At 71.4% G+C, this 26,998-nt stretch carries 26 protein-coding genes; 13 read left to right on the forward strand and 13 right to left on the reverse strand.

Translation table 11 applies throughout. The annotated features are described in order from the left end of the window. From ACFO0C_RS43255 to ACFO0C_RS43280, 6 genes are all read right to left on the reverse strand, one after another. Positions 1-927, reverse strand: a complete 927-nt coding sequence (locus ACFO0C_RS43255; protein WP_378072677.1) for an AAA family ATPase — start codon at positions 925-927, stop codon at positions 1-3. Beyond that, on the reverse strand, positions 927-2,210 hold the full coding sequence (locus tag ACFO0C_RS43260; protein WP_378072678.1) for a toll/interleukin-1 receptor domain-containing protein: 1,284 nt from the start codon (positions 2,208-2,210) through the stop codon (positions 927-929). The genes ACFO0C_RS43255 and ACFO0C_RS43260 overlap by 1 nt, the downstream gene beginning before the upstream one ends. Positions 2,211-2,300: 90 nt before the next feature. Continuing rightward, entirely contained in the window at positions 2,301-2,516 is a 216-nt protein-coding gene (locus ACFO0C_RS43265) for a hypothetical protein (RefSeq protein WP_378072679.1), read from the reverse strand. A 61-nt stretch (positions 2,517-2,577) separates the two neighbouring features. After that, positions 2,578-3,255: a response regulator gene (locus ACFO0C_RS43270; protein ID WP_378072680.1), complete on the reverse strand. Its 678-nt coding sequence runs from the start codon at positions 3,253-3,255 to the stop codon at positions 2,578-2,580. Further along, the gene (locus ACFO0C_RS43275; protein ID WP_378072681.1) at positions 3,252-4,367 is read right to left on the reverse strand and encodes a sensor histidine kinase; all 1,116 of its coding nucleotides are present in this window, start codon (positions 4,365-4,367) and stop codon (positions 3,252-3,254) included. Before ACFO0C_RS43275 ends, ACFO0C_RS43270 begins: the two co-directional genes overlap by 4 nt. A 38-nt stretch (positions 4,368-4,405) precedes the next feature. After that, a complete protein-coding gene (locus tag ACFO0C_RS43280; protein WP_378072682.1) occupies positions 4,406-4,936 on the reverse strand; it encodes a hypothetical protein in 531 nt (176 codons plus the stop codon). A 302-nt stretch (positions 4,937-5,238) separates the two neighbouring features. Here ACFO0C_RS43280 and ACFO0C_RS43285 point away from each other — a divergent pair, with 302 nt between their 5' ends. The 5 genes from ACFO0C_RS43285 to ACFO0C_RS43305 all read left to right on the forward strand — a co-directional run bounded on the left by ACFO0C_RS43285 (position 5,239) and on the right by ACFO0C_RS43305 (position 10,700). Beyond that, positions 5,239-5,511: a hypothetical protein gene (locus ACFO0C_RS43285; RefSeq protein ID WP_378072683.1), complete on the forward strand. Its 273-nt coding sequence runs from the start codon at positions 5,239-5,241 to the stop codon at positions 5,509-5,511. Positions 5,512-5,555: 44 nt separating this feature from the next. Further along, complete coding sequence (locus ACFO0C_RS43290; protein WP_378072684.1) at positions 5,556-6,497, forward strand: trypsin-like serine peptidase; 942 nt, start codon at positions 5,556-5,558, stop codon at positions 6,495-6,497. Positions 6,498-6,564: 67 nt separating this feature from the next. Further along, positions 6,565-8,109, forward strand: a complete 1,545-nt coding sequence (locus ACFO0C_RS43295; protein WP_378072685.1) for a S8 family peptidase — start codon at positions 6,565-6,567, stop codon at positions 8,107-8,109. A 61-nt stretch (positions 8,110-8,170) separates the two neighbouring features. Then, a complete protein-coding gene (locus tag ACFO0C_RS43300) occupies positions 8,171-8,881 on the forward strand; it encodes an ankyrin repeat domain-containing protein (RefSeq protein WP_378072686.1) in 711 nt (236 codons plus the stop codon). Between the two features lie 40 nt (positions 8,882-8,921). Next, on the forward strand, positions 8,922-10,700 hold the full coding sequence (locus tag ACFO0C_RS43305) for a thiamine pyrophosphate-dependent enzyme (RefSeq protein WP_378072687.1): 1,779 nt from the start codon (positions 8,922-8,924) through the stop codon (positions 10,698-10,700). Here ACFO0C_RS43305 and ACFO0C_RS43310 read toward each other — a convergent pair. Beyond that, on the reverse strand, positions 10,690-11,937 hold the full coding sequence (locus ACFO0C_RS43310) for a GAF domain-containing protein (RefSeq protein ID WP_378072688.1): 1,248 nt from the start codon (positions 11,935-11,937) through the stop codon (positions 10,690-10,692). The genes ACFO0C_RS43305 and ACFO0C_RS43310 overlap by 11 nt on opposite strands. A 249-nt stretch (positions 11,938-12,186) precedes the next feature. On the opposite strand from ACFO0C_RS43310, the gene ACFO0C_RS43315 reads away from it, so the two are divergent. Next, entirely contained in the window at positions 12,187-13,638 is a 1,452-nt protein-coding gene (locus ACFO0C_RS43315; RefSeq protein WP_378072689.1) for a helix-turn-helix domain-containing protein, read from the forward strand. Between the two features lie 9 nt (positions 13,639-13,647). Here the strand turns inward: ACFO0C_RS43315 and ACFO0C_RS43320 are convergent, their stop codons facing one another. Then, complete coding sequence (locus ACFO0C_RS43320; protein ID WP_378072690.1) at positions 13,648-15,138, reverse strand: serine/threonine-protein kinase; 1,491 nt, start codon at positions 15,136-15,138, stop codon at positions 13,648-13,650. Positions 15,139-15,282: 144 nt separating this feature from the next. On the opposite strand from ACFO0C_RS43320, the gene ACFO0C_RS43325 reads away from it, so the two are divergent. Further along, positions 15,283-15,495, forward strand: a complete 213-nt coding sequence (locus tag ACFO0C_RS43325) for a DNA-binding protein (RefSeq protein WP_378072691.1) — start codon at positions 15,283-15,285, stop codon at positions 15,493-15,495. 45 nt (positions 15,496-15,540) lie between these two features. Here ACFO0C_RS43325 and ACFO0C_RS43330 read toward each other — a convergent pair whose 3' ends face one another. Both ACFO0C_RS43330 and ACFO0C_RS43335 read right to left on the reverse strand, forming a co-directional pair. Further along, complete coding sequence (locus ACFO0C_RS43330) at positions 15,541-15,867, reverse strand: TraR/DksA family transcriptional regulator (RefSeq protein ID WP_378072692.1); 327 nt, start codon at positions 15,865-15,867, stop codon at positions 15,541-15,543. Beyond that, positions 15,867-16,091: a CDGSH iron-sulfur domain-containing protein gene (locus ACFO0C_RS43335; RefSeq protein WP_378072693.1), complete on the reverse strand. Its 225-nt coding sequence runs from the start codon at positions 16,089-16,091 to the stop codon at positions 15,867-15,869. The genes ACFO0C_RS43330 and ACFO0C_RS43335 overlap by 1 nt, the downstream gene beginning before the upstream one ends. A 51-nt stretch (positions 16,092-16,142) precedes the next feature. Here ACFO0C_RS43335 and ACFO0C_RS43340 point away from each other — a divergent pair, with 51 nt between their 5' ends. Then, entirely contained in the window at positions 16,143-17,105 is a 963-nt protein-coding gene (locus ACFO0C_RS43340) for an iron-containing redox enzyme family protein (RefSeq protein WP_378072694.1), read from the forward strand. Here ACFO0C_RS43340 and ACFO0C_RS43345 read toward each other — a convergent pair. Together ACFO0C_RS43345 and ACFO0C_RS43350 are read right to left on the reverse strand one after the other, a co-directional pair. Further along, complete coding sequence (locus tag ACFO0C_RS43345; RefSeq protein ID WP_378072695.1) at positions 17,091-18,188, reverse strand: carboxylate-amine ligase; 1,098 nt, start codon at positions 18,186-18,188, stop codon at positions 17,091-17,093. The genes ACFO0C_RS43340 and ACFO0C_RS43345 overlap by 15 nt on opposite strands. Further along, positions 18,185-19,120 (reverse strand): methyltransferase, encoded by a 936-nt coding sequence (locus tag ACFO0C_RS43350; protein WP_378072696.1) that lies wholly within the window; start codon positions 19,118-19,120, stop codon positions 18,185-18,187. Before ACFO0C_RS43350 ends, ACFO0C_RS43345 begins: the two co-directional genes overlap by 4 nt. A 143-nt stretch (positions 19,121-19,263) precedes the next feature. Between ACFO0C_RS43350 and ACFO0C_RS43355 the strand changes: the two genes are divergently transcribed. The 5 genes from ACFO0C_RS43355 to ACFO0C_RS43375 all read left to right on the forward strand — a co-directional run bounded on the left by ACFO0C_RS43355 (position 19,264) and on the right by ACFO0C_RS43375 (position 25,079). Continuing rightward, positions 19,264-21,507 (forward strand): catalase, encoded by a 2,244-nt coding sequence (locus tag ACFO0C_RS43355; RefSeq protein ID WP_378072697.1) that lies wholly within the window; start codon positions 19,264-19,266, stop codon positions 21,505-21,507. A gap of 302 nt (positions 21,508-21,809) precedes the next feature. Next, positions 21,810-22,349 carry a GNAT family N-acetyltransferase gene (locus ACFO0C_RS43360; RefSeq protein WP_378072698.1) on the forward strand — a complete coding sequence of 180 codons (540 nt, stop codon included), beginning with the start codon at positions 21,810-21,812 and terminating at the stop codon, positions 22,347-22,349. A gap of 10 nt (positions 22,350-22,359) precedes the next feature. Next, on the forward strand, positions 22,360-23,217 hold the full coding sequence (locus ACFO0C_RS43365) for a hypothetical protein (protein WP_378072699.1): 858 nt from the start codon (positions 22,360-22,362) through the stop codon (positions 23,215-23,217). Between the two features lie 114 nt (positions 23,218-23,331). After that, positions 23,332-24,432, forward strand: a complete 1,101-nt coding sequence (locus tag ACFO0C_RS43370) for an endonuclease/exonuclease/phosphatase family protein (protein WP_378072700.1) — start codon at positions 23,332-23,334, stop codon at positions 24,430-24,432. 146 nt (positions 24,433-24,578) lie between these two features. Then, positions 24,579-25,079, forward strand: a complete 501-nt coding sequence (locus tag ACFO0C_RS43375) for a hypothetical protein (RefSeq protein ID WP_378072701.1) — start codon at positions 24,579-24,581, stop codon at positions 25,077-25,079. Positions 25,080-25,101: 22 nt separating this feature from the next. Here the strand turns inward: ACFO0C_RS43375 and ACFO0C_RS43380 are convergent, their stop codons facing one another. After that, positions 25,102-26,976 (reverse strand): AfsR/SARP family transcriptional regulator, encoded by a 1,875-nt coding sequence (locus ACFO0C_RS43380; RefSeq protein WP_378072702.1) that lies wholly within the window; start codon positions 26,974-26,976, stop codon positions 25,102-25,104. Positions 26,977-26,998 lie beyond the last annotated feature (22 nt).

A 26,998-nucleotide genomic window follows, 5' to 3' on the forward strand; every position in this document is an offset into this window, starting at 1 on the left:
TCAGGCCGCCGGCTGCTGCACCTTGATGAGGACGAGCGAACGCAGGTCCTCCCACTCCGGGCTGCCGACCTCGATGCCGAGTTCCCGGATCGCCCGGAGCGCGTCGAGGAATTCGGCGGTGCTGGGTTTGCGGACGCCGAGATCCGCGGCCTGCCGCCGGGCCGCCATCAACTCGCGGGCCAGCGCCTCGGCCAACGTCGTGTCCGACTCGGTGACCTTCTCCCCGTACGCCCGGAGGTGTTCGGTGGCGACCTTGACCAGATGTTCGCCGGTCAGCTCGGGCAGCCAGGCCACCACGCAGCGGCGCAGGAACGCCTGCGGCAGCTCGCGGTCCTCGTTGGTGGTGATGATGATCAGCGGGCGTACGTCGTCGGCCGCGCGGATCCGGGTCCGGGTCTCGGTCACCTCGAACTCGCTGGAGCCCAGGGGAACCAGAATCCCGTTCGGCATGTCCGGGTCGGCCTTGTCGATCTCGTCGATCAGGACGACGGCGTGTTCGCGGGCGCGTCGCGCGTTGTCGGGGTTCGGATCGTCCGCGTGATGATCGGCGTTCGCCCCGCCGCGTTGGGCGGCCGAGTCGGGGGCGAACGCCCACCAGAGCACGCCCGGTTCCACGTAGGCGATGTCATGCGGCCGCTCGCCGTGCTGCCGGAGCTGGGCGTCACCGAGACGCCGGACCGCGTCGAAGGACCACAGCAGATCGCGCGCGCCGGTCCGTGAGGTGACGACGTGTTCGTAGTAGCGCCAGTTCCACGTCCGGGCGAGATGCGCCGCCAGCGACGACTTGCCGGAGCCGGGCTCGCCGCGCAGCAGCAGCGGCCGCCCGGTGGCCACCGCCACTTTCACGGCGAACGAGATCTCCCGCTGCAGGACGTACGCCTTCCCGTCACGGCCGTCCGGGATACGTGGCGCCGGGTGAATCGTCATCAGCGGCTCCCTACTCGCTCGATCATGTTCCTCAGTTCGTTGATGACTCCGCGTGCCTGCGCCTCGGCGTCCGGTTTCAGCGGTGGTTCGAGCAGGGTGGCGTCGGTCAGACCCCATCGCGTCATCTCCTCCGGGGTCGGCGCTGTCCGGCCCACCAGCACGATCACGCTCAGCCATCGGAAGCGCTCGCGCACATGAGCGACCGCGCGGGCGACCGTGTGCGGCTGGTACTGGCTGGCGTCGAGGATCAGGAATCGGGGGAGCCGGGCCCCTTTCGCGCTGCGCGGGCCGTTCCGTACCCAGTCGGCGGGCAGGTCGTCCCACTCGTCGAGATCCGGATCGGCTCCCAGAAGACGCTTCACCGTACGCTCGCACGCGTCCACGAGTTCGCCGACCACGTCCTCGCCGACCGCCAGCGGCACCTCGGCGGAGTCGGCGAGGGGACTGACACAGGTGGCCCGCAGGTAATACTGCTTCGCGATCATCGGGTCGCGGGCGTTCAGCACCGCGACACAGCCCTGCCCGGCGGCGTACCGGGTCAGCGGGCGGGAGGCGCCGGCATCCACCCAGGTCGGCTGGATCAAGCCGACCAGGCGCGCCAGGGACTCCCGGTCACCGCAGTAGAGCAGGGGCTCGACCGCGTCGATGGTGGAGAAGTCGGTGGCGTGGCCGAGGAACTGATGAGCGAGGAAGTGGTAGCCCCGGGTCAGCGGCACCTCGCCGAAGTCCTCGGCACGCACGCCGAGAGCCCGGGCCGCCTTGATCATCTGCTCGGGGTGGGGCGCACCGATCTTGTGCAGTACCAGGGTGATGTTGGTGAACCACTTGTTCATCTCGGTGTCCGGCGTCGGTGCCCGCGTCGCCGGGAAACGCGCGACCACCCGTTCGGCGATCTGCTCGGGCGACAGTTCCCCGGCGCCGGCCTGGAGGAACTGCGTCTCGGTCAGCTCGTTGAAACCGGCCTGGCGGATCGCCTGGGTGCCGGTCCGGTCCAGGATCACCGGGACGATGACGAGCTCCGGGTCGAACGCGGCCCGCCACAACAGGATGTCCAGCTCCCGGCGGACCCACTTGCTATTGCGCAGAGTGTCCTCGGTCAGCAGCACCACGGCGCCGGCACATAACGCCAGCTCGTGATAGAGCCGCCACCGCCAGGGCTCACCGGCGTGGATTTCCCGGTCGATGAACACGTCGTAGCCTTTGGCGCGGAGGCCGGCGGTGAGGCGGCTGAGGACGACCCGGTCGTCCTTGGTCCTGGTGCTGTGGCTGATGAAGATCCGCAAGTGCTCCGTCCACGCTGTACGGCCGTTCCGGGAGTCGAGCCTCGCAGCGCACCGCACACACCGTCAAGACACCGATCGGGCCGCCGCCGATCAGTGCCGCTGCGCCAGCAGGGCGTGGGCCTGGGCGAGCTGACACGTCGCGGTCAGCATCGCCAGGTCGGCGCCGGGGACGTACGGCTCCTCGGAATGGTCGTCCTCGTTGATGTTGGTCTCGTAGTCCACCAGGCAGATCTGGTAGAGCCGCTCGGCTTCGGCGACGAGCTCGGCGGCACGGGCGGCATGTTCCTCAGGCGTCACGCCGAGCATGATCCCATCACGGTCCGGCCGGACTGTCGCCGGTCAGCGGCCGATCGAAGATCATCGTGTGTCAGGGCCGGGGATCTGGCCGGACCAGGTGGTTCTGGTAGGCGATGACGATGGCCTGGGCGCGGTCGTGGACGCCGAGTTTCGTGATGATGCGGCTGACGTGGGTCCGGACGGTCGCCTCGGACAGGAACAGCCGGACCGCGATCTCGCCGTTGCCGAGGCCGTAGGCCATGTGCTGGAGGACCTCCCGTTCGCGTGGGGTGAGCCGGTCCAGGACACCCGGCAGTGCCTGTCCGGCGACGGGCTGCGCGGCGAGGCTGGCGATGACACCACCGGTGACGGCCGGGTGCAGGTAGTGGTGTCCGGCGGCGATGGTCCGGATCCCGTCGGGCAGCTCGTGCGGGGAGCTGTCCTTGATCAGGAATCCGGCGGCACCCGCCCGGAGGGCCTCGTGCACGGTGTCGTTGTCGTAGAAGTTGGTCAGGACCAGGATCCGCGGCCGGTAGGTGTCACCGGACTCGGACGGGGCGAGGAGCCGGCGGGTGGCCTCGACCCCGTTCATCACGGGCATTCCCAGGTCCATCACCACGACGTCCGGATGGTGCACGGCGCACAGGTCGACGGCCTGTTGCCCGTCGTCGGCCTGGGCCACCACGTCGAGGTCGGGCTGGTGGGTGAGGAGCATCGCGATGGCGGATCGGATGAGCTGCTGGTCGTCGGCGAGGAGCACGGTGATCATGATGAGGTTCGTTCCCTGATCGGTGGCGTGGTGGACGATGCGGTTCGGCGCCGTTTCAGTGGCAGCCGGGCTTCGACGACGAAACCGCCGTCGGACGGATAGGTGTTCAGTGTGCCGCCCACCACCGTGATCCTTTCGTGGAGTCCGAGAAGGCCGTGTCCGCCGTTGAGGCGGAGCCGGCCGCGTTCGCGGCGTGCCGGTGGCCGGTCCTGGATGCGGATGTCGAGGTTCTCATCGCCCCATCGGAGGACCAGTTCGACGACGGCGCCGGGACCGGCGTGCTTGAGGGTGTTGGTCAGGGCCTCCTGCACGAGCCGGTAGGCCGCCAGGCTGGTGAACTCGTCGAGCAGTCCCGGCTCGCCCTCGACCGACGTCGCCGGGATCAGGCCGTTGGTGCGCGCCCAGTCGAGCAGGCCGCCGATGTCCTGGAGGCCGGGCTGCCGGTTGAGGTCGGGTGTGACGTCGCCGCCGGCCGAGCGCAACAGGCCGAGCAGCCGGCGTAGCTCGTCCATGGCCTGGACTCCGGTCGTCTCGATCGCGTCGAGGGCCTGGGCGGCGCGTTCCGGGTCGTCGGCGATCACCGCCCGTGCCCCGGCGGCCTGCATGACGATCGCGCTGATCGCGTGGGTGACGATGTCGTGCAGGTCGCGGGCGAGGCGTAGTCGTTCGGCGCGCAGGGCGTCCCTCGTCACCTCTTGCTGTACGGTGACCGTATCGTAACGCCGGTAGCCCAGGGCCCAGGCAGTCGTGGCGATCAGGAACCCGGTGAGACCCTCGGCCCATGAGTCGGAAGCGGGGAATCCGACCTGGATGAACAGGACGGTCGTGGTGGCCGCCAGCCCGCCGACCGACAGTGCCGGCGGCCGGCGGGCCGCGAGAGCCTGGAGCGCGACGAGCGATCCGGTCAGTGGGGACACGACTCCCATCAGCGGCTCGGCACCCACCGACCAGATCAGCTGCACCACCAGGACCAGGCCCGGCCGTCTGTCCCGCAGGTAGAGGGTGGCGAACACCGCCGCACTCACCACCAGGCTCCTCGGGTCGAACGCGGAGTCCAGCCGCTCGTGCGCCCAGTCGACGGCCCAGGCCAGCACCGGGACGAGCAGGCTCATCGTGCGACTGAGACCTGCCTTCGTGAGGGTGCGCACGGCTATCCGCCCAGTCCCAGCCACCGACCGACGAGGCGTCCCCACGTGGTTTTCGCGTCGTGGCCGGTGCTGAAACCGTGGCCGGGCGATCCCGGCAACCGGCCGAAGGTGAACGGGTACGGGCGGGGCGCCGGTCCGAACGCGGCGCGGGCCTTGGCCGCGTGTTCGTACCAGTCGGCCAGCGGTGGCCGGCATCGGGCGAGCACCCGGTCGGCCTGGGCTTGCGCCTCGGGATCGAGGAGTTCGTCCTTCCCCGGCGTCCAGACGTCGATGCCGAGGTGATCCCAGTCGCCGAGGTGCACCAGCGCGACCTGGTGTACGTGACCGCCGGGGCCCTTCCACCATTGCCGCGGTTCGAGCGGAGCCTCCAGCAACGAACCGGAGTCGGGTTCGGCCGGCCCGGCCAGCAACCGCAGGTCCCCGGTGAGGTCCCGGCCGTCTCCGGTGCTGATCAGCGCCAGCCCGGTGTCGATCAGGGTGCCCCAGGCCAGGCCGGTGCGTCCCAGGTCGTCCAGCCCGCCTACCGGGTGCACGGACGCCAGGAACCGTGAATCGTTTGATTTCACAATTTTGGATGCCATGGCCAACATTGTCGGGCCCCGGAGGGACTCGCCGCGTCGGTCTGCTGCCTTACCGGCTGGACGGCTGAGTACCGCGCCAGCCGTACGCCCCACACCGTATATGCGCTGTTCACAGGGGTCACACCGGAACAAGTGACGTCAACATCGCACCGCGGCTGCGGTAACCGCGCATCGCTGTCAGGCGGCTGACGACCGCGACCCCGTCGCGACGACACGATCGTCGGCATCACATCGGCTCCGAAACGGAGGCAGTCATGCGCCATCACCTGCAAGAAGTCGTCGAGACGGTCTGCTGCGAGGCCCTCTTCGCCAGCCGGCTGCCGACCGGATCACACCCGGGCCGGCCCGATCTCACCTTCGCCATCGCCGACGCGGTACGCCGTCACGGCGGCACCCGTGGCTGCGTCGGCGAGATGGCCTGCGCCTACGGCGAGAACCCGGAGAACGCCGCCACCCGCATGCGCTGGGCCCGGTCCGTGGTCCGGCAGGCGATGCGGACCGGGACCCGGAACCCGCCCGAACCGTGACACCCCTCATCCCGTCCATCCCACCGTTCATCAGGAGGAACATCGTGCACGCATCCCTCTCCCGCTTGATCGTCACCGGCGTGACGATCGGGCTCACCGCGACCGTCGGCATCCCGGCCGCCCAGGCCTCACCGCCGCCGGGCAACATCAGCATCGACGCGCTGGCCAACAGCCGTTCGCTCGACGACATCGAGCGGTACTGGACGCCGGAACGGATGGCCGAGGCCGTCGATCTTGACATCGAGACCGGCGAGCGGCCGGCCGGCGGCCCACGACGCCCCGACGGCGTGAGCGGCTCCGTCGAACCGGTGGCAGCCCGCAACGGCATCCGGTCGGTCGATCAGTCGCAGGCGGTCGGCAAGGTCTACATGACCACGCCGTCCGGGCCGGCGGCCTGCTCGGCCAGCGCCGTCAACAGCCCCACCGGCCGTCTGGTGATCACCGCCGGGCACTGTGTGCACGGCGGGGCGGGCCAGGACTGGTACACCGACTTCATCTTCGTGCCGGCGCTGCGGCAGGGCGACGAGCCGTACGGCCGATTCGTCGCCTCGACCCTGACCACCCGCTCGGCGTGGGCCGAACGCAGCGACCTCGACCAGGACATCGCGATCGCCGTGATGAGCGACGGCGCCAGCGGTGACACCGTGGTCGACACCGTCGGCGGCATGGGCCTGCGCTGGAACTGGGGCTACCAGGTCGACGTGACCATCCTCGGCTACCCGGCGGCCGACGGCTTCCCCGGCGACGTCCAGTACTACTGCCAGAGCGGCACCTGGCAGGCCGAGGGTGAGCAGGTCCGCGCCTGGTGCGACATGACCGGCGGCTCCAGCGGCGGCCCGTGGCTGCAGGAGTACGACGACGACTCCGGCCTCGGCTACGTCAACAGCGTCGTCAGCCACGGCCACGGCCACCCGGGCCAGTTCGACGGGCCGTACTTCGACGGTGACGTCGCAGACCTCTACACCTACGCCGAATCACTCGCCTGATCCGACGACGGGGTCCCGGCCCACGCCGGGGCCCCGTCCCACCCCGCCGAACCTCGAGGAGGACACCATGCCCGCAGTGACCTACGGCGGCCGGAACGGCCGGACCCACCATCTCGTCGTCGATCCCGAACTCGTCGCGGTGCGCACCCACCGCCGGCTACCGCCGCACACCGGCCCCGAACTGGACGGCCTCGACCGGGTGCTGTCGTTCCCGGAGTCCGGCGTGCAGGTGTACCGGACCGGCGAGGCCCGCACGATCATGGCCGGTCTGCGGGCGGCGCCGGACGTCCGGTTCGCCGGCCGGGTCCTCACCGACGGGCACTCCGGTGAACCGGTGATCTACACGGAGAACCTCTTCGTGAAATTCGAGGACGATGTCCCGTACGACCGATGCCGCCGGATGCTCGCCCAGCGTGACCTGACCGTGAAGGACGAGCCGGGATATGCCGTCAATGCCTTCTTCGTGGCCGCGCCGGAAGGCGCCGGGCTGACCGTCTTCGCCATCGCCCAGGATCTGCTGGACCGGCCCGAGGTGCGGTACGCCCATCCGGAGATCGTCCGGGAGCTGGGCCGCCGCGCGATCGCGCCGCAACAGTGGCACCTGGCCGCCACCGTCGTCGGCGGCCACCCGGTCGACGCCTCCGCGAACGTCGCCGAGGCACACGCCGTCAGCCGGGGCCGCGACGTCACCATCGCGATCATCGACACCGGCATCGACCTCGGTCACCCGGAGTTCTCCGCACCCGGCAAGATCGTGGCACCGCGCGACGCGACCGCCGGCACCGGCGACCCACGCCCGCGGGGCAGCGAGTTCCACGGCACCGCCTGCGCCGGGGTGGCCTGCGCCGACGGCCGGTTCGGGGCCAGCGGTGTCGCACCCGAGGCGCGGCTGATGCCGATCCGGCTGCGGGCCCAGCTCGGCTCCCAGCAGGAGGCCGACGCCTTCCACTGGGCGGCCCGCAACGGCGCCGACGTGATCTCGTGCAGCTGGGGCCCGCCCGACGGCAGGTGGTCGCGGCCGGACGACCCGCGCCACCACGTGCCGCTGCCCGACAGCACCCGGCTGGCCATCGACCACGCGGTCACCCACGGCCGCGGCGGCAAGGGCTGCCTGGTCTTCTTCGCCGCCGGTAACGGTAACGAGAGCGTCGACCTGGACGGTTACGCCAGCCACCCCAGGGTGCTGGCGGTGGCGGCCAGCAACGACCGCGGCCGCCGCAGCGTCTACAGCGACAAGGGCGACGCGATCTTCTGCGCCTTCCCGAGCAACGATTTCGCGTTCGCCGCGGAGAACCGGCCGGAGCCGATCACGCCCGGGATCTGGACCACCGACATCACCGGGCGCGGCGGCTACGACACCGCCGATTACACCGCCGATTTCGGGGGTACGTCCAGCGCCTGCCCGGGAGCGGCCGGTGTGGCGGCGCTCGTGCTGGCCTGTAACCCCGCCCTGACCTGGGCCGAAGTCAGGGACGTGCTGCGCCGCTCGTGTGACCGCATCGACCCGGCCGGCGGGCGGTACTCCGCCGCGGGACACAGCCCGTGGTACGGCTTCGGCCGCCTCAACGCGGGAACCGCCGTCCGGCTCGCCGCCGGTCGCCACGACTGTTGAGATGTGCCCGGCACGGCCACCGGTACGCCGGTGGCCGTGCCCCGTCGGTAGGGTGCCCGGTGTGACTGCCGACGTGCTCGTGCTCGACGGGGAGGATCCGCTGGCCGTCGCCGCGGTCGGGGCGATCCACAGGGGAGACGTCGAGGCGTTGCGGCGGCTGCTGGCCGACCATCCGGGCCTGGCCACCGCGCGGCTGGGCCCGCGGACCCTGCTGCACGTGGTCACCGACTGGCCGGGCCACTTCCCGGCCGGGCCGGCCACGGTCGCCCTGCTGGCCGGGGCCGGTGCCGACGTCAACGCCCGGTTCACCGGCGGGCACACCGAGACGCCGCTGCACTGGGCGGCCAGCAACGACGACGCCGACGTGCTGGACGCGCTGCTGGACGCCGGTGCCGACATCGACGCCCCCGGCGCGGTCATCGCCGGTGGTACCCCGTTGGACGACGCGACCGCCTTCGCCCAGTGGCGGACCGCCCGCCGCCTGGTCGACCGCGGAGCACGGACCACGCTGTGGCACGCGGCGACGCTGGGGCTCCTCGACCGGGTGCGGGCCTGCTTCACCGGTGCCGTCCGGCCGTCGCCGGACGAGATCAACGGGGCGTTCTGGGGCGCCTGCCACGGCGGCCGGCTGCCGGCCGTCCGGTTCCTGCTCGACCAGGGTGCCGCCGTCGACTGGATCCCGCCGTGGGAGGACCTGACACCGCTGGGCGCCGCCACCCGCAGCGGAGCCACCGACGTGGCCGACTGGCTGCGCTCGCACGGCGCCGGCTGACCCGACGTTTGGCCGTCCGGCACGAGGTTACTCGGCGGCGATGGAGACGATTACCTCGCAAGTCCTGATCTCGCGGCTCGCCGACTGGGGAGTCGACACGGTCTTCGGCCTGCCGGGCGACGGCGTCAACGGGCTGATGGAGGGCCTGCGCCGCAACGCCGACCGGGTGCGGTTCGTGCTGGTGCACCACGAGGAGGCGGCCGCGTTCATGGCGACGGGCTACGCCAAGGCCACCGGGCGGATCGGGGTCTGCCTGGCGACGTCCGGCCCGGGTGGCATCCATCTGGCCAACGGGCTGTACGACGCGGCCCTGGACCACGCGCCGGTGCTGGCCCTCACCGGGATGCAGGAGACGTCCGTGCTGGGTACCGCCTATCAGCAGGAGGTGGACCTGACCAGACTGTTCGCCGACGTGGCCGTCTACAACCAGCTGGTGGTCAACCCGCAGCAGTTGCCGGGGCTGGTCGACCTGGCGATCCGGCACGCGTACGCCCGCCGCGGTGTCGCGCACCTGTGCGTACCCAACGACATCCAGGTCGCCGCCGCCGGCGACGACCCGTACCAGCACGTGGCACCGGCACTCCCGCCGGCCACCGCGGCCGTGTATCTGGGCTCGCCGGTGCGTCCGCGTGACGACGACCTGGACCACGCCGTACGGTTGCTCGGCGATCCCGGCCGGACGGCGATCCTGGCCGGTGTGGGTGCCAGGGGAGCGGGCCACCTGATCGAGGAACTCGCCGAACGCCTCGGCGCGCCGGTGGTCAAGACCCTGTCCGGCAAGATGGTGCTGCCCGACGACTCGCCGTACACCACCGGCGGCATCGGCCTGCTCGGCACCGCGCCGAGCGAGGATCTGATGAGCGACATCGACACCCTGGTCATGCTGGGCACCAACTTCCCGTACACGAAGTACCTCCCGGAACCCGGCAGTGTGCGGGTGCTGCAGGTGGACGTGGAGCAGACCAGGATCGGCACCCGGCTGCCCACCGAGGTGCCGCTGGCCGGTGACGTGGCCGCCACCCTGGAGGCGTTGCTGCCCCGGCTGGAGCGCCGCACCGACCGCTCCCACCTGGCGAAGTACCAGGCGGCGACACGCGAGTGGCGGGACCGGATGACCGCACTGCAGGATCCGGACCGTGATCCGATCGCCCCGCAGTACCTGGCGTCGTGCATCGACGACCTGGCCGCCGGCGACGCGGTGCTGTGCTGCGACTCCGGCACCGTCGCGACCTGGGCGGCCCGGCACTTCACGATCCACGGCGACCGGGAGTTCTACCTGTCGGGCAACCTGGCGTCGATGGCACCGGGTCTGCCGTACGCGATCGGCATCCAACTCGCCTTCCCCCAGAGGCAGTTCATCGCGTTGCAGGGCGACGGCGGGTTCGCGATGCTGATGGCCGAGTTCTCCACCGCCTGCCGTTACCGCCTGCCGATCACCGTGATCATCAACAACAACAACTCGCTGGGGCAGATCCTCTGGGAGCAGATGGTGCTGGGCTACCCGGAACACGGTGTCCGGTTCGGCGAGCCGCAGCCCGACTACGCGGCATGGGCGCAGGCGTGCGGCGGTCTCGGCGCGCGTGTCACCAGGCCGGGCGACCTGCGGGCGGCGCTCGCGCAGGCGCTGGCCCATCCCGGTCCGGCCCTGCTCGACGTGGCCGTCGACCCGAACGAGCCGCCGATGCCCGGCAAGGTCGGTTACGAGCAGGCGAAGAACTTCGCCGCGTCGTTCCTGCACGGCCAGCCGCACCGGGCGGCGATCGCCACGACCCTGTTCAAGGACAAGCTGGCGCAGCTGCGCGGTGGTGTCAGCGATTGACGTAGGCGGCCAGGCCGCCGAGTTCCTCGCTGGCGATGAAGACCGAGCGCACGTTGAGGATCGCCTCCTCGATGTGGGCCGAGCAGCCCCACGCCGAGTCGCCCCACGAGTCGGCGACCTTGAGTTCGGCGGGCTCGGTGCAGCCCGTCCGGCCGCCGAGCTGGCAGTGCTCGGGATGCGGGGCGGCGGCCAGCGCGGCCGCGGCGGCCCGCATCCGGGCGTTGAGTTCGGCGGCGGCGGTGGCGCGTTGCTCGGCGGCGGCGCGCAGTTGCTTCTCGGAGTGGACGGTCCGGGCCAGTTCGTCGAGTGCGGCCTGTTTGGCCTGTTCGATGTGGTGGCGTTCGATGGCCATGGCGGCGGTGCCGGCGAAGATGTGGGCGAGGGCGAGGTCGGTGTCCTGCGGGACGCGGGGCGTGCGGTGGTACATGGCGAAGGTGCCCAGCAGTGCGCCGTCGCGGGCCAGGATCGGTGTCGACCAGCAGGCGGCCAGCCCGGCCCGGGTGGCCAGGTCGCGGAACTCGGTCCAGAACGGGTCGGCGGCGATGTCGGTGACGATGACCGGCTCACGGCGGTGGGCCGCGGTGCCGCACGAGCCGACGCCCTCACCGGTGGCGATGCCGTCGATGGCCTCGTTGTAGAAGGCGGGCAGGCTGGGCGCGGCACCGTGGCGCAGGTGCCGGCCGTCGGGGTCGGCGAGCAGCACCGAGACGAACACCTCCTGCGGGGCGAGGGTCTCGATGCTGCGGGCCATCCCGTCGAGCACCTCGGTCAGGGGCGCCTGGCGGGCGATCTGCTCCAGCAGCGCCCGGTGCTCGGCGGTCAGCTGCTGGGCGTGTTTGACCTGGGTGGTCTCCACACCGATCACCCGGATCCCGGTCACCGTGCCGGCGGCGTCGCGGTACGGCTCGTAGGTGAAGTCGAAGAACGCCTCCCGCGCGTGCGGGCCGCTGCCCAGCACGATGCGGGCGTCCCGGCCGGTGTAGGCCTCGCCGGTGTGGAAGACCTGGTCCAGCAGGGTGAGGAAGCCCTGGTCGGCCAGCTCGGGCATCAGTTCGGCGAGCGGGATGCCGGTGCGTGCCCGGTCGCCGCCGCCGATCGCGGTGAAGAACGCCGGGTTCGCGGCCTCGACCACGTGCGACGGGCCGCTGAGCGCGGCGAACACGGCGATGGACTGCCCGAACAACGTCCGCAGATCGTCGGCCGTGGTGTCCGGTTGCTGGCCCGATACCGCCGTCATGGTGTGGTCCGCCCATCAAAAATCGTTGCCTCATGGCAAATGACGGGGATCAGCGTACGGCCTTGTCGCTGAATCGGCTCGGTGACCGGCGGCAGCGGTGGAAAGCGGGCCGGCCGCCTACGGGCTTCCGCACAGAATGTGCGACACCTGGGCGGGGGGTTTCTGAGACGATTTCCACGATCTGGCCTGCCACCCGACCGGAATCCGATCGGATCCCCGGTGCGGCGGGACACGAGAGGCGGGAATCCGATGGCCCCAGTCGGCGGTGCGTCGGGCAGGACCGAACCCGATGACGTCACGGCCCCGGCGACGCCATCGGTGGGTGGCGTCGCCGATCGGTCGGCGCTGCTGGCCGAGGCCGCCGCCTGGTGGGACCTGCGCGACGAGATGACACTGCACGTGCTGGGCCTGCACCGCGATGCCGACGATCTTCCCGGCTCCGTCCGCGACTTCACGCAGGCGGTCCTCCATCAACTGACCGATCGGGGTACGGACCCCGCGTCGCGTTCCGGCGAGGCGACCACGACGCCGTCCCCGCGTGACGAACCACCGGCCGGGGACCGCGTCGCCCACTGGCGCAGACTCCGTGGCCTGACCCAGCACGACCTGGCCCGCCGCCTGGACACCACCAGCCGATGGGTCGCCGCCGTCGAACGCGGGATCGAGCCGATCGCCACGATCGACAGCGCCCGCCGGATCGCCGCGGCCCTGCGCATCGACCTGCCCCTGCTCACCGGCCGCGATCCGCGTCCACGGCTCCTCCCGGCCGGCGACCCCGTCGGCGAGAACCTGGAACGGGTCCGGGCGTTCCTCGAACAGTCCGGCGGCATGGTGGCCGCCCGCGACACCGCGACACCGTCGCTGGCCGCGATCACCCTGATGCTGCGGGACGCGTGGCAGACGTTCCACCAGGCCGAGTACGGCCACCTGTTACGCGCCCTGCCCCGGCTGCTGCACGACGCCGCCCTGTCCGACCGCACCCGGGCCGGCGGGCGGGACGGGCCCGAGGCGGCGCGCCTGCTCAGCCAGGCCTACCAGGTCACCGCCGCCGTCCTGCACCGGCTCGGCGAGAACCACCTGTCGTGGCTGACCGCCGACCGCGCCATCGAGTCCGCCGGTCGTGGCCAGGATCCGGCGCTGACCGCCGCCGCGGCACGGTTCTCCGCGACGGCCATGCTGGCGATGGGCCGCGCCGTCCCGGCTCTCAACCTGACCCGGACGGCGATGCTCAGCCTGCTCACCGCCGGCGACGCCAACCCCGCCGTGCTGGTCGTCCGCGGATCGCTGATGCTGCACGGTGCGGCGGCCGCGGCCCGCCAGGGCGACACCGACACGACACGGGGGCTGCTCGCCACGGCCGACGTGCTGGCCGTGCGGCTCGGCAGCGACACCGACCGGTACTGGGCCGGGTTCGGGCCGACCGCCGTCGAACTGTCCCGGGCCAGCACGGCCGTCGACCTCGGTGACGGCACCTTCGCCGTCGCTGTCGGGGAGAGCCTGTCGCCGGCCCGTCTCTCGCGCCTGTCCCGGGATCAGCACGCCGGCCACTGTCTGACGCTCGCCCGCGCTCACCTGCAAGCCGGTTCGGCCGATCGGGCGGTCCAGGCGCTGGAGGCCGGTACACGTCTTGCTCCGGCGGTGGCCCGTCGTCCGCTCTTTCAGGAGATCGAGCTTCAGGTCCGTACCGGCAGAAGGTCTTGATCTCCGCCGTCAGCCGCAGTGCCGGGTCTCGCTGGCGAAGCTGATGTCGTCGCCCATCCAGCCGGACCATCGGACGCATTGGCCGTTCTTACCGCTGTACATCACGGCGTATTCGCCGCCGCCGTCGCTGTTGACCAGGCCGAGTTCGCCCTTGATGTGCACGGCGACGGCCGCTTCGAGGGACTTGCCCACGCCCTTCTCCTTGATCGTGACCGCGCAGTGCGAGCCGTCGGTGTCGGAGTAGAGCAGGTAGACGACGCCTTTGAGGACGCCGCGGGACGTTTTCAGCTTCCTTGAATCGACGATCCGGTACGGGCTGGTGCCGGCGCTGCAGATCTCCGCCGGGGTGTGGGCGCGGACCGTCGTGACGCTCGGTGTGACCTTGCTCGGGGACGGGGTGCCGCTGCTCGCGGCTGGGGAACCCGCGGCTCCGGAGGGCGTGTCGGTGGTGTCGTCCTTCAGCAGCCGGCCGCCCCAGGCTCCGGCGCCGGCCAGCAGGATCGCGGCCACGACGGCGACCGTGACGGCCGTCCAGCGTCTGCCGGCCTGCGGCGAGCCGGCGAGCCTGGTCGGGGCGCTCACCCTCGGGACCACGACCTTGGTGTCGTCCGCCGGGGTCGCCGGAGCCGCCGGAGCCGTGGGGGTCGTGGGGGTCGCCGGCGCCGTCGGCGCGGGGGTCGCCAGTTTGCGGGCCGCCGTGGCGAGTTCCGCCGCGCTCGCGAAACGCTGGGCCGGGTCTCGCGCCATCGCCCGCGACACCAGCGCCGCGGCCTCGGCGGGAACGTCCGGCGGCAGCTCCGGCGGCTTGCCGTGCAGCAGCTGGGCCAGCACCGCGAGCGAGCTGTCACCCTCGTAGGGCGGCCGCCCGGCCAGGCAGCTGAACGCGACCGCCCCCAGCGAGTACACATCGGTGGCCGCCGACACCGGACGCCCCGCGGCCTGCTCGGGAGCCATGAAGTGGACCGTGCCGAGCACCACGCCGGTGCCGGTGAGGCTGGTCAGCCCGTCGGAACGGGCCACCCCGAAGTCGACCAGGACGACCTCCCCGCCCGGCCGCAGCAGCAGATTGTTGGGTTTGACGTCCCGGTGCACGATGCCGGCCTGGTGCGCGGCCCGCAGGGCGTCGGCCACCTGGGCGACGACGGCCATGGTCTCGGCCACATCCAGGCGTCCGGCCTGCTGGATCCGTGTCGACAGGGGAGTGCCGTCGATGAACTCCATCACCAGGTAGTCGAACCGGTGCGGTCCGACCTGCGCGTTCTCCCCGTAGTCGTGGATCGGTGCGATCCCGGGATGCTTCAGCGAGGCCATCATCCGGGCCTCGGCCCGGAACCGGGCGACGAACTGCTTGTCCGCCATCAGCCCCGGCAGCAGCACCTTGACGGCGATCTCCCGGTGCAGCAGCAGATCGTCGGCCCGCCACACCTCACCCATCCCACCGGCGGCGACCGGCCGGGTGAGCTGGTAACGGCCGTGCAGCACGACACCCGCGGAGAGCATCGGCCCATGCTAATCCGCCTGATCCACCGGGCACGACGGGCGCGGCCGGCAACCGGCCCGCGCCGGCAGGACGGATACGCCGGATCGGGTGTCTCGCCGGCGGAACGACTTCCACAATGCCGGTGTCATCAGTACAGTAGTCATATGACAGTTGACGTTGAGCAAGAGTTGATCGGCCGGGATCTCGTCGGTGCGCACGAGATCCGGATGATGTTCGGCGGGATCAGCCGGCAGCGGGTCTACCAGATCACCAATCATGCGGACTTTCCACCACCGGTGGCTGATCTGGCCCAGGGCAAGGTGTGGCTGGCGAGCCAGGCCAACGCCTGGCGGTCCCGGCGGCGCCCGGCGAGGTAGGGGGGTGCCCCGAGGCGAGGGCGCGATCCGGGCCGTCCTCGTCCGTCAAGCGCAGGCGATGCAGCGACGTGCGAAAGGCCGCGCGGCGAGTCGCTCCTCGGCGATCGGCCGGCGGCATCCGTCGCACCGGCCGTAGGTTCCGGTGTCCATCCGGCCCAGCGCGTCGTCGACCTCGGAGATGCGTTCCCGCGCGGCCGCCAGCAGGGCGGTCAGCTGGGCGCGTTCGAAACCGATGGTGGCGCCCTCGGGGTCGTGCTCGTCGTCGGCGTTCGAGTCCCGCGACGCGCTGAAGAGCGCCTCCAACTGCTGGGCCAGCACCGACACCTCGGCTTCGGCGCTCGCCCGCAGCCGTGACAGATCATCCCGGAGCATCACCCCATTGTCCGGGGTTCCGGCGAGTTCCGTCCGGTTCCGGCCTTGAAACGGAACGTCTTGTGGGTGCCGTCGCAGAACGGTTTGACCGCGGACTTGCCGCACCGGCACAGGGCGATCGTGCCGCGTCCCGGATCGATGACCTCACCCTCGGGGGTGCGCAGTTCGAAGTCACCACGGATGATCAGCGGGCCGTTCTCGTACGGAGTGATGATCGACGTCATGGTGATCGGGATTTCCGTTTCCGGGGTCGGCAAACGGGAATCCGTTGCGGCATGAAACTGCCGGCACCGCGAGGTTCCCTGTCCAGCGCCTTGATCGAGACTCTCGGCGGTGGAGTGTCACCGATCACCGGTACTACGCCGGACGATGACGAGGATCTGCATCTGTCGCTGTTCGTCTGTTACGAGCTGGCCTACCGCGGCTGGGACGGTGTCGACGACACCTGGGAGCACGACCCCGGCCTGCTGCGTCTGCGGACCGGCCTGGAGCGGCTCTTCGAGGCGCGATTGCACGACCTCGTCGGCGAGGTGCGGCCGGTGGACCCGGCGGCGGTTCCGCGGCTGCTCACCGAGGTGGTGGCGGCGGACGACGGGCCGTCGCTGTCCGGATATCTGCGGGGCCGCGCGACCCGGCAGCAGTTCCGCGAGTTCGTCATGCACCGCTCGGTCTATCACCTGCGGGAGGCCGACCCGCACACCTACGCGATCCCGAGGCTGGGCGGCCGCGCCAAGGCCGCACTGATCGAGATCCAGCTCGACGAGTACGGCGGCGGCGTCACCGAACGCATGCACCAGGAGCTGTTCAAGCAGACGATGGCGTGGTTCGCCCTGGACCTCACGTACGGCGCCCACGTCGACGCGGTCCCGGCGGCGACGCTGGCCGTCAACAATCTGATGTCGTTCTTCGGGCTGCACCGGGCCCGCCGTGGGGCGATCCTGGGGCACCTCGCCGCCTACGAGATGACGTCGTCGCTGCCGAACCGTGCCTACGGCAACGGATTGCGCCGTCTCGGCGGGGACGCGCGCGCTACTGCCTTCTACGACGAGCATGTCGAGGCCGACGCCGTGCACGAGCAGATCGCCGCCCACGACCTGTGCGGATCGTTCGCCACGGCCGAACCGGAACTCGCCGGGCAGGTGGTGTGGGGCGCCCGGTGCGCGCTGGCCGTCGACAACCTGTGGGCGCAGTCGGTGCTGGACGCGTGGGCCGCGGGCGGCTCCTCACTGCGTGCCTGACACCCGGGCCAGTGTCCGCGGGATCGACAGGCCCTCGGCGAGCAGGCGACGCTGGCGTTCGGCGCCGGTGCCGTCCCGGTGGATCCGGTGCAGGCCCGCGGTGACCGTCTCCACGTCGTGGTGGCGTCGCAGGGCCGGGGTGATCCGGTCGACGAGCGCACCCACCAGGTCCCAGGCCGGACGGGCCCGGCCGGTGTGCGCGTCGAGCAGGGTGCCACTCATGCCGTAGCGGGCGGCACTGCCGTGGGCCGCGTTGACCAGCACGTCCGGGACCGCCGGGGCCGGGGTGTGCGCCGCGGTGTCGACCAGGGCCCGGACCAGGGCGGCGAGCAGGACGGTGTCGTCCGGGTCCGGGCAGACGTCGGCCGCCCTGATCTCGACGGTGGGGAACGACCGGGACGGCCGGGCCCACCACAGGACCATGCTGTCGTCCATCATGTCGCCGGACGCGACCAGCGCCGCGACGGTTCGCTCGAACTCGGTCGTCGACCGCAGGTGCGGCCACGGCCCGACCGTCGGCCACCGCCGCAGCTGTACGCACCGCCAGCTGGCATATCCGGTGTCGGTGCCGAGCGACAGCGGTGAGTTCGCGGTCAGGGCCTGCAGCAGTGGCAGGTCGGCCCGCAGGCGGGTACAGATCTCGACGGCGAGGTCCGGGTCGGCTACACCGACGTGGACGTGACAACCGCACAGCGCGGGGTCGCGGGCGATCGGCCCGTAGTGGTCGGTGATCGCCCGGAACCGCAGGTCCGTGGCGGCGGCGGTCTGCGGGTCCGCCTCGGCGACCGGGGTGGCGCCGACCGCGATCAGGGCCGCCCCCGCCTGCCGCGCCGCCTCGGCGGCGGCCCCGCGCCCGGCACGTAGCTGCTGTGACAGCTCCTCGGTGCTGGTGCACACATCGGTGACCATCTCCATCATGCTGGGCCGGAACTCCGGGCGGCTGCGGTCCCGCAACGGCGGGGGCAGTCGGCCGGCGACCTCCGCGGCCAGCGGCAGGTTCACCGCGGTCCGTGGGTCCAGCAGCAGGAACTCCTCCTCGACACCGAAGGTCCGCACGACGGGTCCGGTGCTGGAGGTGCTCACCGCGGGCGGGTGGCGGTCAGCAGGACCACGGCGATGCGTTCGGCGTGGCCGTAGGCCGGGCCGTCGAGCTCCTCGCCGTACACATCCGGATCCACCTCCCGATAGGTCCAGCTCAGATCGGTGCCCTCGAGGTGGTCGGCGGCCGTCTCGCGCAACGGGTCCCGGCCGTCGACGATGCCGGTGCCGGTGAACAGGACCAGCGTCCCGCCCGGCGCCAGGCGTTTCGCGGCGGTGTCGATCAGTCCCAGCGACAGGTCGTGGCCGTCTGGCCCGCCGCCGTCGCGGTAGGTCCGGCCGGCCGGGTCGATCATGAACGGTGGATTGGAGAGGATCAGATCGAAGTCGCCGTCCAACGCGGTGAGCAGGTCGCTGTGCTGCGCCGACACGTTCACGGTGCCCGCCAGGTGGGCGTTGACCTCGGTGAAGCGCAGGGCGACCGGATTGATGTCGACGGCGACGACCTCGGCCCGCGGCGCCCGTTTGGCCACCGCGATCGCACCCGCGCCGGTACCGCAGCCGACGTCGACGACCCGATTCAGTGGTGCGCGGCGGCTGTCGGTGTACGCGACGGCGGCGTCGGCCATCCGGTACGTGTCCGGTCCGAAGAACACCGTGTCGGCCGCGTCGGTGGGGAACGCCGAGTGGACGAACAGCTCCCCGCCGTACGAGGAGAATCGCACTCTGCTGCGCCACAGCGAACCGCAACGCTCGACGCCGTCCGCGGCCCGCAGCATGTCGAGGATCTCGCCCGGCACCGTCTGCGGCCGGAACGGCCGGCTCCAGCCGAACACCCCGCGCAGGTCGCGTGCCTCCGCGTTCTCCGGTCGCCGGTTGACCCGGGCCTGCGTGGCCGGGGTGACGGTGGTGAAGGTGTAGCCGCGTTCGCGCAGCGCGCGGCCCAGACGGTGGAGTTCGTCGCCGGTTGTCGTCACCGGCGGCGGATCCCCCGCAGCGCCCGTTCTAATCACGGTCACGCCGGTGCCGTCGGTGCGCGGCTGTACCCCGTCCGTTTGCCGGTCCCCGGGCCGGGTATGCGGGTGGCGACCGCATCGCACTTATTGAGGAGTTTGTCCTGATGGAAGCGCGTACCCCCGCCGAGGTGATCAAGGACGCGGTCACGGCCGTGACCGGCGACGGCAAGCCCGACGTACCGGGCAAGCCCGGTAGCGGCACACCGACCGTTGCGGAGCCGACCGAACCGGTGGCCCCGCTGCCGCCGAGCCCCGAGCAGGGACAACCCGACACCGTCACGCCCACCGGCGCACCGACCGGAGCCCCGCCGGAAGCGTTCGCCCAGCAGGGCGCCTACCTGACCACCGCGCAGGGCACCCGGCTGCGCGACACCGACCACTCGCTCAAGGCCGGCCCGCGGGGACCGATCCTGCTCCAGGACCACCACTTCCGGGAGAAGATCACCCACTTCGACCACGAGCGGATTCCCGAGCGGGTCGTGCACGCCCGCGGCGCCGGTGCGCACGGCGTGTTCACCAGTTACGGCACCGCGTCGAAGCTGACCCGGGCCGGTTTCCTGGCGGCCAAGGGCAAGGAGACCGACGTCTTCGTCCGCTTCTCCACCGTCCTGGGTTCGCGCGGCTCGGCCGACACGGTCCGGGACACCCGCGGGTTCGCGACCAAGTTCTACACCGATGAGGGCACGTTCGACCTGGTCGGCAACAACATGCCGGTGTTCTTCATCCAGGACGCGATCAAGTTCCCGGACATCATCCACGCCGCCAAGTGGCATCCGGACCGGGAGATCCCGCAGGCGCAGAGCGCCCACGACACGTTCTGGGACTTCGTCTCGCTGCACACCGAGGCACAGCACCACACCATGTGGAACATGTCCGACCGGGGCATTCCCCGTTCGTACCGGACCATGGAGGGTTTCGGTGTCCACACCTTCCGGCTGGTCAACGACGCGGGTGAGACCGTGCTGGTCAAGTTCCACTGGAAGCCGAAGCTCGGTGTGCACTCCCTGGTCTGGGAGGAGGCGCAGCTGGCCTCCGGTGTCGACCCCGACTTCCACCGCCGCGACCTGTACGACGCCATCGAGGCCGGCGCCTACCCCGAGTGGGAGCTGGGCCTGCAGGTCTTCCCGGACACTCCGGAGGAGACGTTCGCCGGCATCGACCTGCTCGACCCCACCAAGATCGTGCCCGAGGAACTCGCGCCGGTCCAGCGGGTCGGCAAGCTGGTGCTGAACCGGACACCGACCAACTTCCACGCCGAGGTCGAACAGGTCGCCTTCCACCTGGGCCACCTGCCGCCCGGCATCGACGTCACCAACGACCCGCTGCTGCAGGGCCGGCTCTTCTCCTACCTGGACACCCAGCTGACCCGCCTGGCCGGGCCCAACTTCCACCAGATCCCGATCAACCGGCCGCACGCCCCGGTCAACGACATGCTCCGCGACGGCTTCCACCAGCACGCGGTCCACGGTGGCGTCGCACCCTACCGGCCCAATTCGCTCGACGGCGGCAACCCGTTCCCGGACAGCGACGGCTTCGTCGACGTGCCGGTGACCGTCACCGAGGCGCCCAAGGTCCGTGACCTGCCGGTGTCGTTCAAGGACCACTTCAGTCAGGTCCGGCTGTTCTGGCAGAGCATGACCCCGGTCGAGCAGGAGCACATCATCCGGGCCTACACCTTCGAGCTCGGCAAATGCTACGAGCAGGCGATCAAGGAACGGCAGCTGCAGTGCCTGGCCGACATCGACCCGGTGCTGTGCGCGTCGGTCGCCGAGGGCCTCGGCCTGCCCGCGCCGGCACCGACGGCCGCCCTGCCCGAGGTGACGCCGAGTCCCGCGTTGTCGCAGGTGGGCCGTCAGTGGCCGGCCGACGGCCGGATCATCGGCATCGTCATCGACGACGACATCAAGACCGACGACATCGACGAGGTACGGGAGTCGATCCTCGCCGCGGGCATGGTGCCGTTGATCATCGCCCCGCACGGCGGCAAGGTCGGCACGTTGACCGTGCAGCGCACCTTCGCCACCGCGCGGTCGATCGAGTTCGACGCCCTGCTGCTGGCCGCGGCCCCGGTCCCCGCGCCGGACGCGTTCGTGGCCCGCGACGAGAAGGCCGGATCGCCGGGCACGGCCGGTGTCGACCCGCGTGTCAACCTGCTCATCGACGAATGCTGGCGGCACGCGAAGGCGATCGGAGGCTGGGGTTCCGGCGCCCAGCTGCTGCGCGAGACCGGGCTGGACGCCACACCGGGCGTGGTGGTGCACGACACCGCCACCGGCGTCCTCGCGGCCGTGCAGAAGCTGATGGCCGCGCACCGCGTGTGGGAACGTTTCCCCGTCACGGTCGGCTGAGGTCCGCGAGCCGATCCGCCGCAGTATGCGGTCCGATCGGCGTAGCGCGTCACCGGCCACCGGAGCCTAGAGTTCCGTCGATCAGGATCGAGCGACGGAGTTGACGTGGGCTGGTTGGGGTGGATAGCTACGGTCTCCGTGTTCTATCCCCTCAACCAGTGGCTGGTCGATCGCAAGTCCCTGGACCACCGGCCATATTTCGTCCCGAGCCTGTGGGGCCCGATAGGCACGTTGATCATCATCGCGGCCCGCCCGACAGGCTGGCGCAGATTCCCGTCCTGACGGGTCGGTAGAGTCGGGCGATGCCTGACCTGCAGCCACTGGACGCCGGCCACGCCCCGGCCGTCCTGGCCTTCGAGTTGGCGAACCGCGCCTACTTCGCGGCGTCGATCTCCGACCGCGGCGACGACTACTTCGAGCGGTTCGCCGACCGGCACGATGACTCGCTCGCCGAGCAGGAGACCGGCATCAGCGCCTTCTACGTGCTCGTCACCGACGACGGCGCGGTGCTCGGCCGGTTCAACCTGTACGACATCGGCGCCCACACCGCGAACCTCGGCTACCGGGTCGCGCAGCACGCCTCCGGCCGCGGGCTGGCGACCACGACCGTCCGCGAACTGTGCGGCCTGGCCGCCGCCCACCACGGTCTGCGCACGCTGCGCGCCGCCACCTCGCTCCAGAACATCGCCTCCCAGAAGGTGCTGACCAGAACCGGGTTCGTCCCCGTCGGCCCCGCCGACATCGGCGGCAGAGCGGGCACGTGGTACGAGCGTGACCTCACCCGTTCAGCCGGAGACGGTCGGCTGACTCGGGGGACGCCACCGGATTCGATCAACGCCTAGCATCGGCCCGGTGTGGGACGTGAACCGCCTGACCAGGATCGCTGCCACGGCCGCTGTCCTGGCCGTGGGCACGCTGGCGTACTCCACGTACCTAGAACCGCCCGAGCCGCCCCCGCCACCGGGATCCTTCGTGGTGAAGCAGGCACTCGATCCCGCGGACCCGGCCCACCTGATCGTCCGGGAGGGCGATCTCGTCGAGGCCAGCGGTTCGGTCGAGGACGGCCGGTTGTGCGCGCCGGCCCCGATCGGCGGCATCTCCTGCCCGCACGGGATCAGGGTCACCGGCGTACGGCCGTCGGGTGGCACCACCCTGCGCGGCCGGTGGCATCCCGGCGCACTGACCGACGTCGCCGAGTTGCCGTACGCGCCGACGACGGCCGGCGAATTCGGGCCCGGCCCCTACCTGCCGGACAGCCCGCCGTGCCCGGAGCGGCCCGGCGGCTGGTCGCAGAGCCAGGACTGGGACGACGAGCCGGTCCGGGCCTATCTGCGCGAACACGCCGACCGGTTCGCCGAGCCGTTCGCGACGCACATCGGCAACGCCCGCATCCTCGTGGTCGAGGTCGTCACCGGCGACGCCGACGAGGTCCGGGCGACGCTGAGCGCCCTCTACAGCGAGAACCTCTGCGTGGTCGCCGCACCGGGCAAGCGCACCATCGCCGACGACACCGATCTGCAGGCCACCCTCGGCAACGCGGTCGGCACACTGATGGACGACCCGGCGTCGGGTATCTACCTGGCCGGCCCGGTGGACGGCCGGATGCGGGTGAACCTGGTCCAGCTGACCCCGCCGCTGTACGACAGGTTCGCCGCGATCGGCCTGGACCGCCTCGACCTCGACCCGTGGATCCGGCTGGCCGGCGCGTAGCTCACCCGTTCCGGATCGCTTGTTCGGCCACAACGGCCGCCATGACGGCGTTCCGGGCGGTTTCCTCCTATCGGGGCATCGGCAGGACGGCCGTACATCTGGGAATCTGCGCCGGTGAAAACGCGCTCCGGCACCCGCCGTTGGACCCCGTTGGCCGCCCTCGTCCTCACCGGCGCTATGGCGCTGCCGGCCTGGGCCGGACCCACGACGTCCCCACCCGTCGAGCCCGGCAACCTGCGGGTGATGACCCGCAACGTCTATCTCGGAGCGAGCCTGACGCCCGCGCTGGCCGCCCAGGACACTCCCGCGTTGCTCGCCGCGGTGACCACGATCTATTCGAGGGTACGGGCGACCGACTTCACCATCCGTGCCGAGGGCCTGGCCGACGAGATCAAGCGGGAGAGTCCCGACCTCATCGGCCTGCAGGAGGTCACCACCTGGACGACGAGCGGCCCGGGAACCGGCCCGTCGCAGGACTTCCTGGCCATTCTCCAGCAGGCACTGACCCGGCGCGGCCTGCACTACGCGGTGGCGTCCACATCGCCGGGTTCCGATGTCGGCCCGATCCCGCTGGCCGCCCCCTGCGCCTCCGCGACTATCGGCGCGTGCACGCTGCGCCTGCAGGACAGTGAGGCGCTGCTGGTGAACGAGCGCACCCCGGGCCTGCACTGGTCGAACCCCCGGCACGGCGTCTACCAGGCGCGACAGTCCGTGCCGCTGCCCGGTGTCCCGCCGATCCAGCTGGTGCACGGCTGGGCGTCGGTCGAGGCCAGGCATCACGGTGTCGCGTTCCGGTTCGTCACCACCCACCTGGAGACCCAGCAGGCCCCGTCCGTGCAGCACGCCCAGGCGGCCGAGTTCCTCGCCGGTCCCGCCGCCGGCCCGGGCACGGTCATCGCCGTCGGTGACTTCAACTCCGCGGCCGACGGCAGCACCACCGACACCTACCGGCTGCTGACCGGACGTTTCCGCGACGCCTGGACCGAGGCGTCACCCGGCGGGCCCGGCAACACCTGCTGCCAGAGCGCCGAGCTGAACAACCCGGACCCGCAACTGACCTCCCGGATCGACCTGGTCCTGCTCGCCGGCGCCGCGTCGGCCAAGTCGGCCCGGGTCGTCGGCGCCGACCCGTTCCGGGCCGCCGTGCCGCGCTACACCTCCGACCATGCCGGCGTCACGGTCACCGTCGACTGGCGACGCCCGGCCGGCCGATGAGACCAGGACGACGTTGACCCCCGACATCGGCTGAACGGGCGCTGAACCCGCAAAGCGGCTCCCCGGAGCAGCACACATGGTCGTATTGCCAACGGTGGCGCACCTGGCGTCGCCGTTGGCGAAAAGGTCTGTCAAAGGAGGACGCCATGTTTGCCTCACCGAAGAGTCGCGGGCCGGGAAGCCGTGCCGTCGCGGCCGTGACAGCAGGCGTGATCGGAGGATTCGCGCTGGTGGCCCCACTGCCGGCCGCGGCCGCGGCCGGGCAGGCGAGTGGGACGAAGGTCGGCTGGAACTGGTCGAGAAGCAAGAACAGCGACTCCGTCTCGGAGTGCTCCACCAGGACGGCCCGGATATCGGTGAGTTACAGCGGCGAGCATCGTGTCGTCCTCCGGTTGAAGAACAACATCTACTCCTCCTCGCCGACCTATGCGGACGTCAAAGCGGCGAGCGGTGGATACAACACCGGATATCTGCACAGTGGCCGGCCGTACTCCTCCGGGGTGTACACCGTGTCGACGGGCGCGATCATCGACACCCTGGGAGTCGGGGTCTACGACAGCGCCGACACGTTCCTCAGTTCTGCCGCGAAGAAGTTCTCGGTGTACTGCGGGTACACCTACACCTTCGACCTGTACGACACGGACTGAGCGCCATCGGGATCGGCAGCCGTCACACGGCCCGCAGTGCCCGTGCCGTGGACCGGGCGGCGACCGGGGCGCCGAGCCGGGCGACGACCGCCTCCCGGAAGGCCGGGCTGTGTGCCGCGATCGCCTGCCGCCGGGCGAACCACCGCACGATGTCCAGGTACCGGTACCGCTGGTAGCCGGCCGGTTCGACCAGGTGCGCGTCGGCCAGCAGCTCCATCAGCCGCTCGGCCTCGGTCTCCGGCAGGTCCAGGAGCCGGGCCGCGGTGTCGACCGTGACCTCGGGAACGTCGGGCAGGGCGACGAGACCGAACGCGACGGCGGCGAGCGGATCGGCGGCACGCAGGGCGGCCAGGTCGCGTTCGAACGGTGCCTCGACCCGGATGCAGTCCTCGTGCAGGGCCACCGGCTGGCACATCTCCACCCGCAGCCGCTCACCGATCGCCGCGATCGACCAGGTGGGCCGGGCGGCGAGTCGTTCCGCGCCGAGACGGACCGCCAGCGGCAGATGGGAGCAGGCGTCGGCGAACCGCAGCGCCGCCTCCCGTTCCGCGTCGACCCGGTCCCGGCCGGCGATCAGCCGGAACAGCTCCACCGAGTCGGCCGGCTCGAACGCCGGCAGGGTCATCCACTGCGTGACCGGCAGACCGGGGAGGCGGCGGCTGCCGGTGACCAGGGCGGCACAACCGGTCCCGGCGGGCAGCAACGGACGCAACTGCCCGGCGGTACGGGCGTGGTCGAGCACCACCAGCAGGCGCCGGCCGCAGGTGACGGTCCGCCACAGCGCGGCCCGCTCGGCGGGGTCGTCCGGTATCGCGGTGTCGGCGACACCGCACGCCCGCAGGAAACCGGTCAGCACCGTGGCCGCGTCGACCGCCTCGCCCGAGGTGGCGCGCAGGTCGGCGTACAACTGGCCGTCGGGGAATCTCTGCCGCAGACGGTGACCGAGATGGATCGCCAGCGTGCTCGTGCCCATGCCGCCGAGCCCGGCCAGCCCGACCACCGGAGCGCTGATGCCGTCGGCGGCCAGCAGCCCGCTGACCTGGTCGATCAGCCGCTCCCGCCCGACGAAGTCGCGGATGCCCGGCGGCAGCTGCTCCGGCGCGGCGGTGACGGCCGGCTGCCGCACCGGGGTGGCCGGGACCGGGGACGGCTCGCCGCCCAGGATCCGCTGATGCACGTCGCGGAGCGCCGCACCCGGGTCGAGGCCGAGTTCGTCGGCGAGCAGGTCCCGGATCCGCTGGTACTCGCCGAGGGCCATCGCCTGCCGGCCGGTCCGGGACAGGCCCAGCATCAGCAGGGCACTCAGGCCCTCGTCGAGGGGATGCTGCTCGACCAGTGTGCTCAGCTCGGTGACCGCGGCGCCGGCGCGGGGCGAACCTACGGCGAGAGCGAGCCGTTCCTCGGTGGCGGTGTGCCGCTCCCGGTCGAGCCGGACCCGCTGAGCCGCCGCGTAGGGCCCGGGCACGTCGGCCAGCGCCGGGCCCCGCCACAGGCCGTCGGCCTCACCGAACGCCTGCTCGGCCGTGTCGTGGTCGCCGTCGTCGCGGGCCGCGCGTGCCCGTACCACCGTCGCGGTGAAGTCCGCCAGGTCCAGGCTGCCCGGCGCCAGCCGCAGCTGGTAACCACCGTTGACCGTGGTGATGACCTCGGCGCCGAACGACTGCCGCAACCGGGAGATGTACGTACGCAGAGTGAGTGCGCTGGTCCGTGGCGGGTCCTCGCCCCACACCGCGTCGATCAGCGCGTCCAGGGTGGCCTGCCGCCCCTCACGCAGGGCCAGGGCGGTCAGCACGGCGCGCTGCTGCGGTGTGCCGAGGTCGAGCTCCTGGTCGTCGGCCCAGGCACGGACCGGGCCGAGCACCCTGATCCGCAGTCTCCGGCCTGCCGCCACCGTCATCGCACCTTCCCCCGTCGTCGCG

Source organism: Actinoplanes subglobosus (assembly GCF_042650585.1).
Taxonomy (GTDB): Bacteria; Actinomycetota; Actinomycetes; order Mycobacteriales; family Micromonosporaceae; genus Actinoplanes; species Actinoplanes subglobosus.